12 protein-coding genes are annotated in these 15,358 nt (G+C 72.5%); 3 read left to right on the top strand and 9 right to left on the bottom strand.

Annotation, left to right across the window (positions count from 1 at the left end; translation table 11 throughout):
- Positions 1-40: 40 nt before the first annotated feature.
- Positions 41-1,444 carry a diaminobutyrate--2-oxoglutarate transaminase gene (locus ACGFMP_RS17940; RefSeq protein WP_393673765.1) on the bottom strand — a complete coding sequence of 468 codons (1,404 nt, stop codon included), beginning with the start codon at positions 1,442-1,444 and terminating at the stop codon, positions 41-43.
- Positions 1,445-1,668: 224 nt separating this feature from the next.
- Between ACGFMP_RS17940 and ACGFMP_RS17935 the strand changes: the two genes are divergently transcribed.
- On the top strand, positions 1,669-2,835 hold the full coding sequence (locus ACGFMP_RS17935; RefSeq protein ID WP_393673384.1) for a trypsin-like serine peptidase: 1,167 nt from the start codon (positions 1,669-1,671) through the stop codon (positions 2,833-2,835).
- Positions 2,836-2,934: 99 nt separating this feature from the next.
- Here the strand turns inward: ACGFMP_RS17935 and hflX are convergent, their stop codons facing one another.
- The 5 genes from hflX to miaA form a co-directional block, all read right to left on the bottom strand.
- A complete protein-coding gene (hflX, locus tag ACGFMP_RS17930) occupies positions 2,935-4,431 on the bottom strand; it encodes a GTPase HflX (protein WP_393673383.1) in 1,497 nt (498 codons plus the stop codon).
- Positions 4,432-4,693: 262 nt separating this feature from the next.
- Positions 4,694-6,919 (bottom strand): RelA/SpoT family protein, encoded by a 2,226-nt coding sequence (locus tag ACGFMP_RS17925; protein ID WP_393673382.1) that lies wholly within the window; start codon positions 6,917-6,919, stop codon positions 4,694-4,696.
- Positions 6,920-7,114: 195 nt separating this feature from the next.
- Positions 7,115-8,023, bottom strand: a complete 909-nt coding sequence (gene dapF, locus ACGFMP_RS17920; protein ID WP_393673381.1) for a diaminopimelate epimerase — start codon at positions 8,021-8,023, stop codon at positions 7,115-7,117.
- Positions 8,024-8,067: 44 nt separating this feature from the next.
- Positions 8,068-8,610, bottom strand: a complete 543-nt coding sequence (locus ACGFMP_RS17915) for a hypothetical protein (RefSeq protein ID WP_393673380.1) — start codon at positions 8,608-8,610, stop codon at positions 8,068-8,070.
- 105 nt (positions 8,611-8,715) lie between these two features.
- Positions 8,716-9,639 (bottom strand): tRNA (adenosine(37)-N6)-dimethylallyltransferase MiaA, encoded by a 924-nt coding sequence (miaA, locus tag ACGFMP_RS17910; protein ID WP_393673379.1) that lies wholly within the window; start codon positions 9,637-9,639, stop codon positions 8,716-8,718.
- A gap of 204 nt (positions 9,640-9,843) precedes the next feature.
- Between miaA and ACGFMP_RS17905 the strand changes: the two genes are divergently transcribed.
- Positions 9,844-10,080: an antitoxin gene (locus tag ACGFMP_RS17905; protein ID WP_393673377.1), complete on the top strand. Its 237-nt coding sequence runs from the start codon at positions 9,844-9,846 to the stop codon at positions 10,078-10,080.
- Between the two features lie 172 nt (positions 10,081-10,252).
- Here ACGFMP_RS17905 and ACGFMP_RS17900 read toward each other — a convergent pair whose 3' ends face one another.
- Together ACGFMP_RS17900 and miaB are read right to left on the bottom strand one after the other, a co-directional pair.
- A complete protein-coding gene (locus ACGFMP_RS17900; RefSeq protein ID WP_393673376.1) occupies positions 10,253-10,981 on the bottom strand; it encodes a class III extradiol dioxygenase subunit B-like domain-containing protein in 729 nt (242 codons plus the stop codon).
- A gap of 167 nt (positions 10,982-11,148) precedes the next feature.
- Positions 11,149-12,645 carry a tRNA (N6-isopentenyl adenosine(37)-C2)-methylthiotransferase MiaB gene (gene miaB / locus ACGFMP_RS17895; RefSeq protein ID WP_393673375.1) on the bottom strand — a complete coding sequence of 499 codons (1,497 nt, stop codon included), beginning with the start codon at positions 12,643-12,645 and terminating at the stop codon, positions 11,149-11,151.
- Positions 12,646-12,847: 202 nt separating this feature from the next.
- Here miaB and ACGFMP_RS17890 point away from each other — a divergent pair, with 202 nt between their 5' ends.
- Positions 12,848-13,864, top strand: coding sequence for a TAXI family TRAP transporter solute-binding subunit (locus ACGFMP_RS17890; RefSeq protein ID WP_393673374.1), 1,017 nt, complete (start codon positions 12,848-12,850; stop codon positions 13,862-13,864).
- A gap of 57 nt (positions 13,865-13,921) precedes the next feature.
- Here ACGFMP_RS17890 and ACGFMP_RS17885 read toward each other — a convergent pair whose 3' ends face one another.
- Positions 13,922-15,352 carry an ATP-binding protein gene (locus ACGFMP_RS17885; protein ID WP_393673373.1) on the bottom strand — a complete coding sequence of 477 codons (1,431 nt, stop codon included), beginning with the start codon at positions 15,350-15,352 and terminating at the stop codon, positions 13,922-13,924.
- Positions 15,353-15,358 lie beyond the last annotated feature (6 nt).

Below are 15,358 nucleotides of genomic sequence, written 5' to 3'. Positions count from 1 at the left end.
ATCATTGCCGCGGGGCTGCGGAGGATGTCGGGTGCGGGCGTCATGCGGCGGCGCCCGGTGCGGCGGCGTCGGCGGCTTCGATGGCTGCGGCGAGGCGTTCGAGTACGGCCTCGGCCTGCTCGTCGGTGATGGTCAGCGGCGGCAGCAGCCTGACGACGCTGCCGTACCTGCCGCCGAGTTCGACGATCAGGCCCCGGTGCAGGGCCTCGCGCTGGACGCGCGCGGCCAGGTGCGGTGCGGCGGGCAGCGCGCCGTGGTCGTCCGCCTCCGCACCGGCGTCGACCATCTCCACGCCGATCATCAGACCGCGGCCGCGTACGTCCCCGATGCAGGGATGGTGCGCGGCCAGTCCGCGCAGCAGGCCGAGCATGCGGGAGCCGATGGTCTCCGCGCGCTCGTGCAGGGCGTTCCCGCGGACGAAGCGCAGGGTCGCGGCGCCCGCGGCCATGGCGAGCTGATTACCGCGGAAGGTCCCCGCGTGGGCACCGGGCAGCCAGCCGTCCAGCTCCTCGCGGTAGACGATGACGGCCAGCGGGAGGCTGCCGCCGATGGCCTTGGACAGCACCATGACGTCCGGCACGATGCCGCTCCGCTCGACGGCCCAGAAGGTGCCGGTCCTGCCGACCCCGGTCTGCACCTCGTCCACGATCAGTGGGATGTCGCGGTCGGCGGTGATGGTCCGCATCCGCCGCAGCCAGCCGTCGGGCGCCGGGATCACGCCCCCTTCGCCCTGTACCGCTTCGAGGAGCATCCCCGCGGGCGGCTGCACGCCGCCCTTGGGGTCGTCCAGCAGGTGCGCGGTCCAGCGCGCGGCCAATTCCGCGCCGCGCTCGCCGCCGATGCCGAAGGGGCAGCGGTAGTCGTACGGGAACGGCAACCGGGTGACCTGGGCTTCGGCCCCGTGCAGGGCCGCGCGGGCCGCCGTGTCGCCCGTCGCGGCGAGTGCCGCCGCCGTCATGCCGTGATAGGCGCCGGAGAAGGCCAGCAGCCCGCCGCGCCCGGTCGCGGTCCTGGTGAGCTTGATGGCCGCCTCGACCGCGTCGGTGCCCGCGGGACCGCAGAACTGGATCCGGCCGTGCTCGGCGAGCGCCGACGGCAGCGTCTCGAAAAGGGCCGTTGTGAACGCGTCCTTCACCGGCGTCGCCAGATCCAGCACGTGCAGCGGCGCGCCGGAGTCGAGGACGCCCCTGATCGCCTCCAGGACGACGGGGTGGTTGTGGCCGAGCGCGAGGGTCCCCGCCCCTGACAGGCAGTCCAGGTAGCGGCGGCCGTCGGCGCCCTCGACGGTCATCCCCCGGGCCCTCACCGGCACCACGGGCAGCGAGCGCGCGTAGGTGCGGGCGGCGGACTCGCGCTGCGCCTGTCTGCGCAGGATCCCCTCCCCCGCCGTGGGCTCGTCGCGGTCGCCGACCGGCGCCGCGAGATGTTCCGGCGCGCTCGAAATGGCCGCCACGTGCTGTCTCCTCCGAGTCGCCTGTCGTCGATGCGTCCCCCGCCCGTACTAACGACGCGGTGACGGACCGATCACGGGCCGCGCACAGAAGTTTCGCGAAGGAACCGGTGAACGGGCGGTGACCGTCCCTCACACCGACGGCGTGACCATGCGCCGTCCGTGCCGGACACGCAACTGCTCGTCCGGGGCGCAGACTTCGCAGGGGGCTCACGTTCATGTCTTCGATACGTCGGTCGCTGATGGCGGCTGCAGCGGCCGTGGTCCTGGTGGCCACGGCAAGCGCGTGCCAGTCGTCGGATGACGGGAACGACGCCAAGCCCACGTCGGCGCAGACCACGGCGAAGAAGCCGAAGCTCGACCTTTCCCTTCCGACGTCGCTGCCGACCAGCGTCACCGACCTGAAGAAGTGGGAAGAGGCGTACAAGCGCGGGGCCTGGAAGAACTGGGACAAGTCCCAATGGCTGCGCAAGGCAGCCGATTTCGTCAACCCGGTGATCGAGGGCCTGTGGAACGACGACCGGATGCAGGCCGCCGACCCGCAGGACAAGAACGTCCCCGTCGACGTACCGTCCGACCAGGGCCAGACCGACCGCGCCCCCGCACCCGTGACGGCGCGCCAGGTGGCCACTCCCTACCACCAGAGCGCACCTGACGTCGGGAAGCTGTTCTTCGACAGCCCCAAGGGCTCGATGGTCTGCTCGGCGACCGTGGTCCAGGACCCGGCGCACCCGGGCAAGTCCAACCTGGTCTGGACGGCCGGCCACTGCGTGCACGCGGGAGCGGACGGCGGCTGGTACCGCAACATCGCGTTCGTGCCCGCATACAACGACACGGGCAAGAGCGCCGCGGCGCTCAAGGGCGCCAAGCGCGACGTGCTGGCGCCTTACGGGGTCTTCTGGGCCGACGGGGCCAGCACCTCGCAGCAGTGGATCGACACCGGGGCCGAGTCGGGCGGCAGCGGCTCGCCCTACGACTTCGCCGTGCTGCACGTGGTGCCGGAGAAGGGCGGCAGGTCGCTGGAGGAGACGGTGGGCTCGGCCATGCCGGTGTGGTTCGACGCCCCGTCGACAGCGCAGGTCGGCAGCCTGGACGCCTGGGGGTATCCGGCGGCGCCGCCCTACGACGGGCAGCGGATGTTCGACTGCGCAGGCAAGCCGGGGCGGCTCTCGCTCGACGCTCGGCAGCCCACCGAATACCGCATCGGCTGCACCATGACGGCGGGCTCCTCCGGCGGGGGATGGTTCGCCAAGCGGCCGGACGGGAGCACCGCGCTGGTCAGCAACACCTCGATCGGCCCGGTGACCGCCACCTGGCTGGCCGGCCCGCGGCTCGGCGCGGACGCCAAGAAGGTCTTCGACGCCGTCAGCAGCAAATTCAGCTGAGGACATGGGTGAGGCCCCGTCTCCTGGAGACGGGGCCTCACCCATGCGGTGCAGCCGGCCGGGGCACCGGGCGGTGTGCCCGGCCCGCGACCGGGTCGGTCAGCGGTGCGTGGCGAGGGTGAACGGCGCCAATTCCGCCGCCAGCTCCTCGTGCACCCTCACCTTGAGCAGAGTGCCGTCGCCGGTGTGCTCCTCGGAGAGCACCTCGCCGCCTGCGTGCACCCGGGAGACCAGGCCGCCGTGGGTGTAGGGCACCAGGGCCTCCACCTCCACGTCAGGGCGCGGCAGTTCGCTGTCGATCATCTCGAGCAGCTCGTCCATGCCCTTGCCGGTGCGTGCCGACACGGCGATGGCGTGCTTCTCGTTGCGCAGCAGGCGCTGGAGCACCAGCGGGTCGGCTGCGTCCGCCTTGTTGATCACGACGATCTCGGGCACATCGAGCGCGCCGACGTCGCGGAACACCTCGCGGACCGCGGCCAGCTGCTCCTCGGGCACCGGGTGCGAGCCGTCGACCACGTGCAGGATCAGGTCGGCGTCCGCGACCTCCTCCATCGTGGAACGGAAGGCCTCCACCAGGTGGTGCGGCAGGTGCCGGACGAACCCGACGGTGTCGGCGAGGGTGTAGAGCCGCCCGCTGGGCGTCTCCGCCCTGCGTACGGTCGGGTCCAGGGTGGCGAACAGTGAATTCTCCACCAGGACACCCGCACCGGTGAGCCGGTTGAGCAGCGAGGACTTGCCCGCGTTGGTGTAGCCGGCGATGGCCACCGACGGGACCTTGTGGCGCTTGCGTTCCTGGCGCTTGAGGTCGCGGCTGGTCTTCATCTCCGCGATCTCCCGGCGCATCTTGGCCATCTTCTCGCGGATGCGCCGGCGGTCGGTCTCGATCTTGGTCTCACCGGGACCGCGGGTGGCCATGCCGCCGCCGGACGAGCCGGAGCCGCCACCACCCATCTGCCGGGACAGCGACTGGCCCCAGCCTCGCAGCCTCGGCAGCATGTACTGCATCTGGGCGAGCGAGACCTGCGCCTTGCCCTCACGGGACTTGGCGTGCTGGGCGAAGATGTCCAGGATCAGCGCGGTGCGGTCGACGACCTTGACCTTGACCACGTCTTCGAGATGGATGAGCTGGCCGGGGCTCAGCTCACCGTCGCAGACGACGGTGTCGGCGCCGCTTTCCAGCACGATGTCCCGCAGCTCCTGGGCCTTGCCCGAGCCGATGTACGTGGCCGGGTCCGGCTTGTCGCGGCGCTGGATCACGCCGTCGAGGACCATGGCGCCCGCGGTCTCGGCGAGCGCGGCGAGTTCCGCCAGCGAATTCTCGGCGTCGTCCACGGTGCCCGAGGTCCAGACGCCGACGAGCACCACGCGCTCCAGGCGCAGCTGCCGGTACTCGACCTCGGTGACGTCCTCGAGCTCTGTGGACAGTCCCACGACCCGGCGGAGCGAGGCCCGCTCGGAGCGGTCGAGCTGATCGCCGTCCCGGTCTCCGTCGATCTGCGTGCTCCAGGCGACGTCCTCTTCCATCAGGGCGTCGGCCCGAAGGCTCTCGGGGAGGCGCTGGCGGTCGTTCGAAGAGGAAGAAGAGGAGGAGGTCATCGGATCCTTAGGTCGTACGGTCAGTGTCCGGCACCCGTTCGTGCCGTCAATACGATGGTCGCACGCCGGACCCCCGCGGTCACGCGGGTTTCCCGGCGGATGCGCGCAGCGTGAGGACCACCCGTACGGGTGACGCCGCCCGGGAACGGGCCACCGCGGCCGCCCGTTCACTCAGAGTAACCATTCGCGCTCGACAAGGCGAGCCGGTGGAGGACTCGGGAGGTGGGTGCGCGTGAGCACGACCGGGACGGCAGTGAAGAGGTCAGCCACGGCTCACGGTGACAGCGGGCTTGGCGCGGTAGACGTCGTAGACGCCGGGTACCGCCCGCATGGCGCGCATCAGCCCGGTGAGAGCCCGGGGGTCGGGCAGCTCCACGGTGTAGGTGTGCCGCACCCGGTGCTCCTGCGGCGGCTCCACCGCGGCCGAGACGATGCCGACCCCCTCGGTGGCGATCACCTCGGTGAGGTCGGCGAGCAGCCGTGGGCGGCTCAGCGCCTCGGCGAGCACCGTGGCACGGTAGCCGCCCGCGGGCATGCCGTCCCGCCACCTGACCGGTACGGGTGCCCGCCCGGCCGTGGCCATCCTTCCGGTGGTGGGGCACTCGACCCGGTGGACGGTCACTGCGCCGCCGCGGATGACGAAGCCCGTCACCGCGTCGGGCGGGACGGGCGTGCAGCAGCGGGCGAGCCGCACCGCGGCCCCGGGGAGGTCGGTGACCGCCACCGGCTGGGCCGCGGGGGCGCTGCCCGCGGCCCTGGCGGGACGTACGGCGGGTGCGGGGGCGGGCTGGTCGTCGTCGGCGGGCGCCGGGTGCAGCGCCAGCCAGCGGGTGATCGCGATCCGGGCCGCCGGTGTGGTGGCGTGCTCGAGCCAGTCGGCGGCCGGGCGGGAGGCGGCCGCGTCGTCCAGCAGGAGCTGCAGGCTGTCACCGTCGCGCAGCCGGGTGCCCAGCGGAGCCAGTCGGCCGTTGACCCGCACGCCGATACATCGGCGGCCGCCCTCGCCGTGCACGGCATAGGCGGCATCGACGCAGCTGGCGCCTGCGGGCAGCCGGATCGTGCCGGAGGCGTCGCCGCCCTCCGCGGTGAAGACGGTGATCTCGCGGTCCTGTGCGAGGTCGTCGCGCAGCGCGGTCCAGAAGGTGTCGGGATCGGGCGCCTCGCGCTGCCATTCGAGAAGTCGGGCGAGCCAGCCAGGCTGGGTCGGGTCGACCTTCCCCCAGACCTCGGCGGCCGCGGTCCCCGGCGCGGTGCGTCCCGCGCCGCCCGCGGCACCGGCACCACCCGTGACGAGCGGTGGCGTGCGGCCGGCGGACTCCAGCTGCTCGGCCGCGGCGCGCGGGTCGCCGAGGGCGATCACCCCGGCCTCCGCGACCCGGTGCATCTGGCGGGTGCGGACCAGGACCTCGGCGATCCGGCCCTGGTCGTCGGCGATGGCGGTGTGCAGCGACCGGTAGAGGTTGAATTTCGGAGCGGCGATGAAGTCCTTGAACTCGGCGATCACCGGGGTGAAGCAGGTGTGCAGCTCGCCGAGCACCGCATAGCAGTCGGCGTCCTCCCCGACCAGGACGAGCAGGCGCCCGAAGTCACCGCCGCCGAGTTCCGCGCCACCGCGCTTGAGCAGCAGCCGGTGGACGGAGACCGCGTGCCGCGGCCTGATGGCGACCTCGGCCGCGATGTCCGCGTCGCGCAGCACCTTGCGCAGGTCCTCGGCGATCGTGGCCAGCAGGTCGGGCCGCTGCGCGTTGGCGGCGATCATGGCCTGGGTGCGGGCGTATTCGGCGGGGTGGAGGATCGCGAAGACCCGGTCCTCGAGCTCGGTCTTGAGCGCCTGCACGCCGAGCCGCTCGGCGAGCGGGATGAGCACGTCGCGGGTGACCTTGGCGATCCTGGCCTGCTTGTCGGGCCGCATCACCCCGAGGGTGCGGACGTTGTGCAGCCGGTCGGCGAGCTTGATCGACATCACCCGGACGTCGCTGCCGGTGGCGACCAGCATCTTGCGGAAGGTCTCGGGCTCGGCGGCGGCACCGTGGTCGACCTTCTCCAGCTTGGTGACGCCATCGACGAGATGGGTCACTTCGGCACCGAATTCCTCCCGCACCTGATCCAGCGTCACATCGGTGTCCTCGACGGTGTCGTGGAGCAGCGATGCGGTCAACGTGGTCGTCTCGGCCCCGAGTTCCGCCAGGATGAGGGTGACGGCGAGCGGATGGGTGATGAAGGGCTCACCGCTCTTGCGGGTCTGGCCCCGGTGCGAGGACTCGGCGAGCACATACGCGCGGCGCAGCGTCTCGACGGCTTCGGAACCCGCGCGCGGATGCCGGGCGCGGTGGACCTTGATGAGGTGCTCGATGGCGCCGGGCAGCCGGTCCCTGGTGCCAGGGCCGAGCAGCGCGGCCCGGCCGAGCCGGCGCAGATCGATGCGTCGCAGGCCGCGTCGACGGGCCTCGTCGGCGCGCTCGGCGTCCACCGCGTTGTCTGCGCTCATCGGCACCTCCGGCAGCATGAACCGGCTGCGGAAGCCCTCGCACGACCCGCGGGGCCGCGCCGGTGATTGATGCTATCGAGCCCACCACGTGCGGCCGTCACGCTCTCGCCGAGAGTGATCCCCATCACCCGTTAGAGGGACGGTGTACGGGGATTCCTGGCGGAATGAGCCGCACGGCAGTCCGGTCCAGGGCGATCAGCCGGCCAGGTGGGGCGCGGACAGAACGGGTTCGAGGACTCCTTCGGCGACGATCACCGCGGGGCCGGTCATCTCGATCCGGCCGTCGACGTTCTCGGTGATCACCAGCCGGCCGCCGGGGACGTCGACCGTGTAGGTGACGGGGCTGCCGGTCTTCGCGGGGTCCAGGCCGTCGCGGCGGGCGGCGGCGACCATGACGGCGCAGGCGCCGGTGCCGCAGGACCTGGTCTCCCCCGACCCGCGCTCGTGGACGCGCATCGCCACGTGGCGTGGTCCGCGGTCCACGACGAATTCGACGTTCGTACCGGCGGGGTAGGCCTCGGCCGGCTCCACGGCGGGGGCGCGGAAGAGGTCACCGGCATCGTCGAGGTCGTCGACGAAGACGACGGCGTGCGGGTTGCCCATGCTGACGTGCAGCGCGGGCCGGCTGCGGCCGTCGACGGTGACCGTCACCGCTCCGCCGGGGAGGACCGCGCGGCCCATGCCCGCGGTGATCGCACCGGGGGTACCGTCGTCGCCGTCCTTGGCGATGTGCACCTCGCGCACTCCCGCACGCGTGGCGATGGCCAGGTCTCCGGCGTCGGCGAGCCCGGCCCGCTGGAGGTAGCGGGCGAAGACGCGGACGCCGTTGCCGCACATCTCGGCGATGCTGCCGTCGCTGTTGCGGTAGTCCATGAACCACTCGGCCCGGTCGGCGAGGTCTGCCGCCTCGGGGTGGGCGGCGGACCGTACGACACGCAGCAGGCCGTCGCCGCCGATCCCGGCGCGGCGGTCGCACAGCCGGGCCACCTGCTCGGCGGACAGGTCGAGCAGGCCGTCCGGGTCGGGGACGATCACGAAGTCGTTCTCGGTCCCGTGGCCCTTGAGGAAGGCCGAAGGGAGGGTGCCGTGGCGCGCGTCAGTCACATGTCGATCGTACGCGGGAGGACAGTCGCAGGCGGCGCGGGGCGTCAGCGCAGCCGGGCGACCCTCCAGACGGCCAGAGCGGCGAGCACCGCGATCAGGGCGGCGTAGCCGGCGACGAACCGCCAGTCGACGCGTGCGCCGGAGCCTCGGGCGGGCAACCCCGGCCAGGTGTACCCGACCCGGCGGGCGGCCATCAGACCCCAGCCGGCCGAGCAGCAGCACAGCAGCAGGCCGAGCATCGCGACGACGGGACCGGCGTCGCCGGACTCGAAGGCGAGAGGAAAGGCGAACATGAGGGACCCGCCCACCGCGAGCGCGATGATCGGGGCGAGCTGCCAGATCCGCAGCCGGCGCTGCGGTCGCAGCTCGCGGAAGGACTGCCCACCGTCGAGCGGCAGGACGGCGTCGATCGAACCCAGCGGGTCGAGCGGGTCACCGAGGGCGTCGAGCGACTCCAACTGCGCCAGCTCGTCGAGGTGTTCCCCACCATCGCCAGGGACGCCGTTTGCCCCCTGTGACGCATGGGACTCCCAGGAGCCCGCTGCTGGTTCGCGCCCCTGAGGGGTGTCGCGTGGGCCGGCTGCCATCGCCACGCGCCCTCCCAAGTCCTCGACACCGTAGCTGGATGCTCGATGATGGCACGGCCGAAGGGCTGCTTCCGGACGCCTGAGCGTCCCGATGCCATCACGTGATCAGGCTGTGACCGCTCCTTCGAGCAACGTCAGGGCGCGGTCGGTGAGTTCCGGGTCCTGGGCAGTGAGCCAGTGCACACGCCCGTCGCGTCTGAACCACGAATCCTGTCGCCGCGCGAAACGTTTCGTGGCCCGCACGGTGTCCGCGCGCGCCTGGTCCTCGGTGCATTCTCCGGCGAGTGCGGCCAGCACCTGCTGGTAGCCGAGAGCGCGGGAGGCGGTGCGGCCCTCCCGCAGTCCCACGGCTTCCAGCTCGCGCACCTCCGCCACCAGGCCGGCCGCCCACATGCGGTCGACCCGCAGCGCGATGCGCTCGTCGAGCAGCGGCCGGGGAACATCGAGGCCGATCTGCACGGTGTCGTAGACGGACTCCTGCGTCTCGGTCTGCGGCAGGTTGGCGGTGAAGGGGCGGCCGGTGATCTCGACGACCTCCAGGGCCCGGACGATCCGGCGTCCGTTGCTCGGCAGGATCGCGTGGGCGGCGGCTGGGTCGACGGCGGCCAGCCTGGCGTGCAGGGCGCCGGGGCCGCGCATGTCGAGCTCGGCCTCGAGCCGGGCGCGTACGGCGGCGTCGGTGCCGGGGAATTCCAGCGGGTCGATCGCGGCGCGGACGTACAGGCCCGAGCCGCCGACCAGCACCGGGACGCGGCCCTCCGCGTGCAGGGAGGCGATCCGGTCGCGGGCCAGCCGCTGGTAGTCGGCGACGTTGGCGGCCTGCGTCACGTCCCAGATGTCCAGCAGGTGGTGCGGCACTCCCTGCCGCTCGTCCGCCGGGAGCTTCGCGGTGCCGATGTCCATGCCGCGGTAGAGCTGCATGGAGTCGGCGTTGATCACCTCGCCGCCCAGCGTGCGGGCAAGGGCGACACCGAGGTCCGACTTTCCGGCCGCGGTGGGACCGACGACGGTGATCACACGGTTCTTCACGGTGCCAGTCTCCCAAAGATCGGGCGCCCGGCTCGCACTGTCGGAGCACAGCCGGGCCACGGCCGGCGGCGCGCATTCCCGGTGGCGCGAGTATCGTCTCAGGTGAGGGGCATTTTGCGATGCTTGTGGTGTTTTGCGCCCAGCTCGTCGCAGAACGGCGAAGGCCGCCGCCCTGGATGCGCCATCTTCGAGGGAAGGTGCCAGATGAGCTTCATGGACACGCTCAAGGACAAGCTCGGCCTGGCGAAGAGCAAGGCCGGCGACGCCGCCCAGCAGCACCCCGACAAGGTCGACTCGGGTATCGACAAGGCAAGCCAGACAGCCGATTCGCGGACCGGCGGCAAGCACACCGACCGGATCGACACGGGTGCGGACAAGACGAGGGACGCCATGGGCAATCTCGGCGACAAGGGCCGCCAGGACAGCGGCGGGCAGGCCTGACGCCTGCGCCCCCGCAGAAGCCGTCGCTGCCTCTCGCAGGCTGCGGTACGGCGAGTGATACCGGACGGCCGCGGGATTCCACCTTCCGCGGCCTGTCCATGGGCGAGCGCGCTCGGCGCCTCGCCGCCGGCCACGTCCAGCCGCCGGGCGCGCTCGGCGCCTCGTCCCCTGGCTACGTCCAGCCGGCCACGAAATACCCGACCCCGTAGGGCGCCGCCTCGTACAGCAGCTCCCCGCCGAGGCCCGAGCCCTGCGCGGCTCCTGCCAGCAACTGCCAGGGCGCCCGGCCGGCCGCGCGCAACTGCTGTGCCAGTTCCGGGTCGAGCGCGGCCAGTGCCTCGGTGTCGGCGTCGGCGAGCGCGGCGGCGACGCCCGCGTCGAAGGCGTCGGCCCGCTCGTCCAGGTAACCGGGTGCCTTGACCGTGCGGCACGCGCTGCCGTCCCCCATCACCAGCAGGGCGACGCGTTCCGCGGACGCGGCGACTTCCCGTCCGGCGGCGGCGCAGCGTTCCGGGGCAAGCGGCTCCCCGACCCCCAGGCCCTCCACCGGTGCGGCGTCCCAGCCGCGCAGCAGCCAGGCGGCGACCGCGAGCGAAGGCGGCAGCGCCCGTACGTCGTCGGTCGCGGTGCCGGCACCGTGCGGCTCCGGCGCGTGGCCGAGCCGCACATCGAGCGCGACGCCGAACGGTCGGAAGGAGCCGCGGGCACCGCCGGGGAAGGCGCCGCGGCCCGGCAGGTCGGCGGGGCCCACTGCGACCAGCACGTCGGGCCGGGAGGCGGCCAGCAGGCCGAGGGCGTCCCCGCAGGCGTCCCGCAGGGCGTCCAGCTCCGGCGCGGCTCCTACCGCCACCTCGGGAACCAGCAGCGGTGGGCAGGGGCAGACGGCAGCGGCGACCAGCATGATCGACACCCTACCGCCGGTGGCGGACGGCGAGCCGGGCCGCGCGCTTCCCTCCGGCGTCACACCGCCTTGCGCGCCGCCCCTCCGCATCGGCGGCGCTTCCCTCCGGCGACGCTCCGCACCGGCGGCCCCCGGGGCGGTGGGACCGGCAGGCGTCCCGAGGTCGGTCAGTCGAGCACGCAGCCGCCGACGGTGTTCGCCTCGGCGGGCGCGGGAGCGGGTGCCCCGATCGTGGGCAGCCCGAGCATCACACCGGCCGGCTGCGGCGCCGGGGCGGCGGTCCGCCGCTCCCACGCGTCCCCGGCCCGGGTGCGGCGCACCGACAGCGCGGGCCGCTCGGCGAGCAGGTGGTGCGGAGCGGCGTAGGTGATCTCGACGGTCACCATGTCACCCGGCCTGGCCCGCTGCCCCTCGGGGCGCTCGAAGTGCACCAGGCGGTTGTCGGGCGCGCGGCCCGACAGCCGGCGGGTGGCGTCGTCCTTGCGGCCCTCGCCCTCGGCGACCAGCACCTCGAGGGTCCTGCCGACCTGCGTCTTGTTCTGCTCCCAGGAGATCTCCTCCTGGAGGGCGACCAGCCGCTCGTAGCGCTCCTGGACGACGGCCTTGGGGATCTGGCCGTCCATGTCAGCGGCGGGGGTGCCGGGCCGCTTGCTGTACTGGAAGGTGAAGGCCTGCGCGAAGCGCGCCTCGCGCACCACGTGCAGGGTCTGCTCGAAGTCCTCCTCGGTCTCGCCGGGGAAGCCCACGATGATGTCGGTGGTGATGGCGGCGTCCGGCATCGCGGCGCGGACCTTCTCGATGATGCCGAGGTAGCGGTCCTGCCGGTACGACCGCCGCATCGCCTTGAGCACCCGGTCGGAACCCGACTGGAGCGGCATGTGCAGCTGGTGCATCACGGTCGGGGTCTCGGCCATCGCCGCGATCACGTCGTCGGTGAAGTCCCGCGGGTGCGGGGAGGTGAAGCGGATCCGCTCCAGGCCCTCGACACCGCCGGTGGCGCGCAGCAGCTTGCCGAACGCCTCGCGGTCGCCGATGTCGGACCCGTAGGCGTTGACGTTCTGGCCGAGCAGCGTGACCTCGATGACGCCCTCGGCGACGAGCGCCTCGACCTCGGCGAGCACATCGCCCGGCCGCCGGTCCTTCTCCTTGCCGCGCAGCGCGGGCACGATGCAGAAGGTGCAGGTGTTGTTGCAGCCCACGGAGATCGCGACCCACGCCGCGTAGGCCGACTCGCGCCGGGACGGCAGCGTCGAGGGAAAGGTCTCCAGCGACTCGACTATCTCGACCTGGGCCTCTTCCGCGATCCTGGCCCGTTCGAGCAGGACGGGAAGCTGCCCGATGTTGTGCGTGCCGAACACGACGTCGACCCAAGGCGCGCGCTTCACGATCGTGTCGCGGTCCTTCTGCGCCAGGCAGCCGCCCACGGCGATCTGCATGCCGGGCCGAGCCGCCTTCTTCGGCACCAGCTGGCCGAGGTTGCCGTAGAGCCTGTTGTCGGCGTTCTCCCGCACCGCACAGGTGTTGAAGACGACGACGTCCGCCCCGTCGGAGCCCTCCGGAGCCCGCACATAGCCGGCGCCCTCCAGCAGGCCGGACAGCCGCTCGGAGTCGTGGACGTTCATCTGGCACCCGTAGGTGCGGACCTCGTAAGTACGCGCGCTCATAACAATCCACCAGAGTACGTGGTTCCCGGGCCGCCTCGCCGCCGCCTCGGGTCTGCCGTGCGCGACCGGCGAAAGGCGTGGCGATTGCCGTGCCTTCGCCCGGCGCCTGCGCCCGTCCGCGACCGCCGCGCACACCTGCGGGACCCGCCCCCCGACCGCCGCCCCTTCCCCCTGTGATCGCGGCCTGGCAGGATCGCGGGGCATGGACCTCCCCCGCACCGGTGCGCTGTGGCCGCAGGACCGCCGCGCCCGGCGCCGGCGGGTGCTGCAAGGCGTGCTGGCCGCCGCTTCCGCACTGGCACTGCTCCTGTGGTGGCTGCTGCCGTCCGGCGGCCCCGGCTATCCGCGCGCCCCGCTCTCCTTCGCGACGGGCGTGGCCAACGGGGTCTACGAGAAGTACGGAATGCTGCTCCAGGGCGACCTGCAGACGGCGCTGCCAGGGGTCAAGGTCACGCTGGAGCACACCGAGGGGTCCGTCGACAACATCAAGCGGGTCGCGTCGGGGCGGTCCGACTTCACGATCGCGGCGGCCGACGCGGTGGCGAGTTACGACGGTCCTGGCAAGTCGAGGCTGCGGGCGGTCGCACGGCTCTACGACGACTACATGCAGCTGGTCGTACCGCGTGACTCGTCCGTCCGCTCGATCCGGGACCTGCGCCATATGACGGTCGGGGTGGGACAGGCGGATTCGGGCGTCAACCTCATCACCCGCAGGCTGTTCGCCGCGGCGGGCATGGACATGAACACGGACCTGAAAGCCGAGCCGGTGGGCATCGACCAGGCGCCCGCGATGCTGCTCGACGGCCGGCTCGACGCCTTCTTCTGGTCGGGTGGCCTGCCGACCGCCGCGGTGGCCGCGATGGCCACCCCGGTGGCCAGGATCAAACTGGTCCAACTCGGCGACCTGGTGGCACCGCTGCACGCGATGGGCTCCGAGATGGCGTACTACCGGCAGGCGATCATGCCGGCCGACGCCTACCCGGCGGCTCAGGGCGGCAAGGCGGTGCCCACCGTCGCGGTGGCCAATCTGCTGATCACGACGGACCGCGCCGACGCAGGACTGGTGGAGCGGCTGACCCGGGCGGTGATCGACAGCAGGGACGCGATCGGCACGGTCGTGCACGCGGCCCAACTGGTCGACCTGCGCACCGCGGTCTTCACCGACCCCTTGCCACTGCACTCGGGCGCGGAACGCTACTACCGCTCGGTCAAGCCGTAGGGCGGGTCCGGCCAGTCCCGTCCGGCCAGGCGTGACCTTGCCGACCCGCAGCAGCGGCTACGTCACCACCGCAGGTGCCGTGCGCGGCACGGAGAGGGTGACCTCAAGGCCGGTCGGATCGCCGTGCGCGTACCCGATGGCGCCCCCGCCGTGGGTGAGCAGCGCCCTGGCGATGGACAGCCCCAATCCCGAGCCCTGCACGTTCTGATGCCGTGCGCTGCGCCAGAACCGGTCGCCCACCCTGGGCAGCTCGTCGTCCGCGAGCCCGGGGCCACTGTCGGCAACGACGATCGCGGCGCTGTCGCCGTCCGCCGCCACCGTGACCGTGACGGCAGCACCTGCGGGTGTGAACTTGATGGCATTGTCCAGCACCGCGTCCAGCGCGCTGGACAGGGCGACGGGGTCCGCCCACCCGGTCACCGCGGTGCCGTCCCGCGGCGCGACGAAGTCCATGACGACGCCCGCCCGGTCGGCGACCGCCTGCCAGGCGGATGTGCGCGTGCGGGCCATGGCCACGATGTCCGTGGCCACCAGATGGCTCCCGGACCTCTCGGCGACCGCCAGGCCCAGCAGGTCGTCGAGCACCTGTGCCAGCCGGTGCCCCTCCTCCTTGACCGACTCGGCCTCGGTGTGGCCCTCGGGCAGTTCGAGGCCGAGCAGCTCGATCCGCAGCAGCAGCGCCGACAACGGGTTGCGCAGCTGGTGGGAGGCGTCGGCGACGAATGATCGCTGCTGGTCGAGCACGGCCTCGACGTTGTCCGCCATCTCGTTGAACGACCTGATCAGGCGCCGCAGCTCCGGCGGGCCGCCGGCGGCCCCGACCCTGGACTTCATCCGGCCGGTTGCGATGTCGTGGGTGACCCGGTCGAGGGTGGCGACCGGCAGCAGCACCCAGCCGGTCAGCCTGACCGCGCACAGCACGGCGATGACCATGGCGGCGAGTTCACCGGCGGCCAGCAGCATCCAGCCGTGCAGGATGCGCGAGCGCAGGGCGCCGGTCGGCGAGTCGGTGACGACGACCGCCACGACATCTCCGTCCCGCACGATCGGCGATGCGATCGCCAGCCTGCGGTGCTGCCAGGGCCACACCTGGGCCGGGTCGTGGGCGCGCCTGCCGAGCAGCGCCGACTCGTAGGCGTCGTAGAGCTCGCCCTGCGCGGGCAGCCGCCAACTCCTCGGAGCCACGGCCATGGCTCCGCTGTCGCGGTAGAAGACGCCGGCGCTGATGCCGTAGAGCTGCTGATAGCGGGCGAGCTCGGTGCGCAGGGTGTGCAGCCGCTCGCCGTCGACGCTGTCCACCATGGACTTCTGCTCGTCGCGTGCGGTGACGAACTGCGCGAGCGCGGCGAAGCGTGTGGTGTCGTCGATCCGGTCGACGACGACCCGCTGCTGCTGCGCGGCGGCCTGGCTCGCGGCGAGCGGGATGCCGAGGGCCAGCAGGACACCCGCCATCAGCACGATCAGCAGCGGAAGCAGTCGGGAGCGCACGGTACG

Origin of the sequence: Streptomyces sp. NPDC049040, from assembly GCF_043197715.1 — a bacterium.
Classification (GTDB): domain Bacteria; phylum Actinomycetota; class Actinomycetes; order Streptomycetales; family Streptomycetaceae; genus Actinacidiphila.
This window is presented reverse-complemented; position numbering and strand designations above follow the sequence as displayed.

What these genes read in the sequence shown, in the direction of transcription:
- ACGFMP_RS17900 (WP_393673376.1), bottom strand. Translation starts at nt 10,981, where the DNA reads ATGCTGGTCGCCGCTGCCGTCTGCCCCTGCCCACCGCTGCTGGTTCCC.
- ACGFMP_RS17905 (WP_393673377.1), top strand. Translation starts at nt 9,844, where the DNA reads ATGAGCTTCATGGACACGCTCAAGGACAAGCTCGGCCTGGCGAAGAGC.
- ACGFMP_RS17925 (WP_393673382.1), bottom strand. Translation starts at nt 6,919, where the DNA reads ATGAGCGCAGACAACGCGGTGGACGCCGAGCGCGCCGACGAGGCCCGT.
- miaB (WP_393673375.1), bottom strand. Translation starts at nt 12,645, where the DNA reads ATGAGCGCGCGTACTTACGAGGTCCGCACCTACGGGTGCCAGATGAAC.
- hflX (WP_393673383.1), bottom strand. Translation starts at nt 4,431, where the DNA reads ATGACCTCCTCCTCTTCTTCCTCTTCGAACGACCGCCAGCGCCTCCCC.
- ACGFMP_RS17915 (WP_393673380.1), bottom strand. Translation starts at nt 8,610, where the DNA reads ATGGCAGCCGGCCCACGCGACACCCCTCAGGGGCGCGAACCAGCAGCG.
- ACGFMP_RS17890 (WP_393673374.1), top strand. Translation starts at nt 12,848, where the DNA reads ATGGACCTCCCCCGCACCGGTGCGCTGTGGCCGCAGGACCGCCGCGCC.
- ACGFMP_RS17935 (WP_393673384.1), top strand. Translation starts at nt 1,669, where the DNA reads ATGTCTTCGATACGTCGGTCGCTGATGGCGGCTGCAGCGGCCGTGGTC.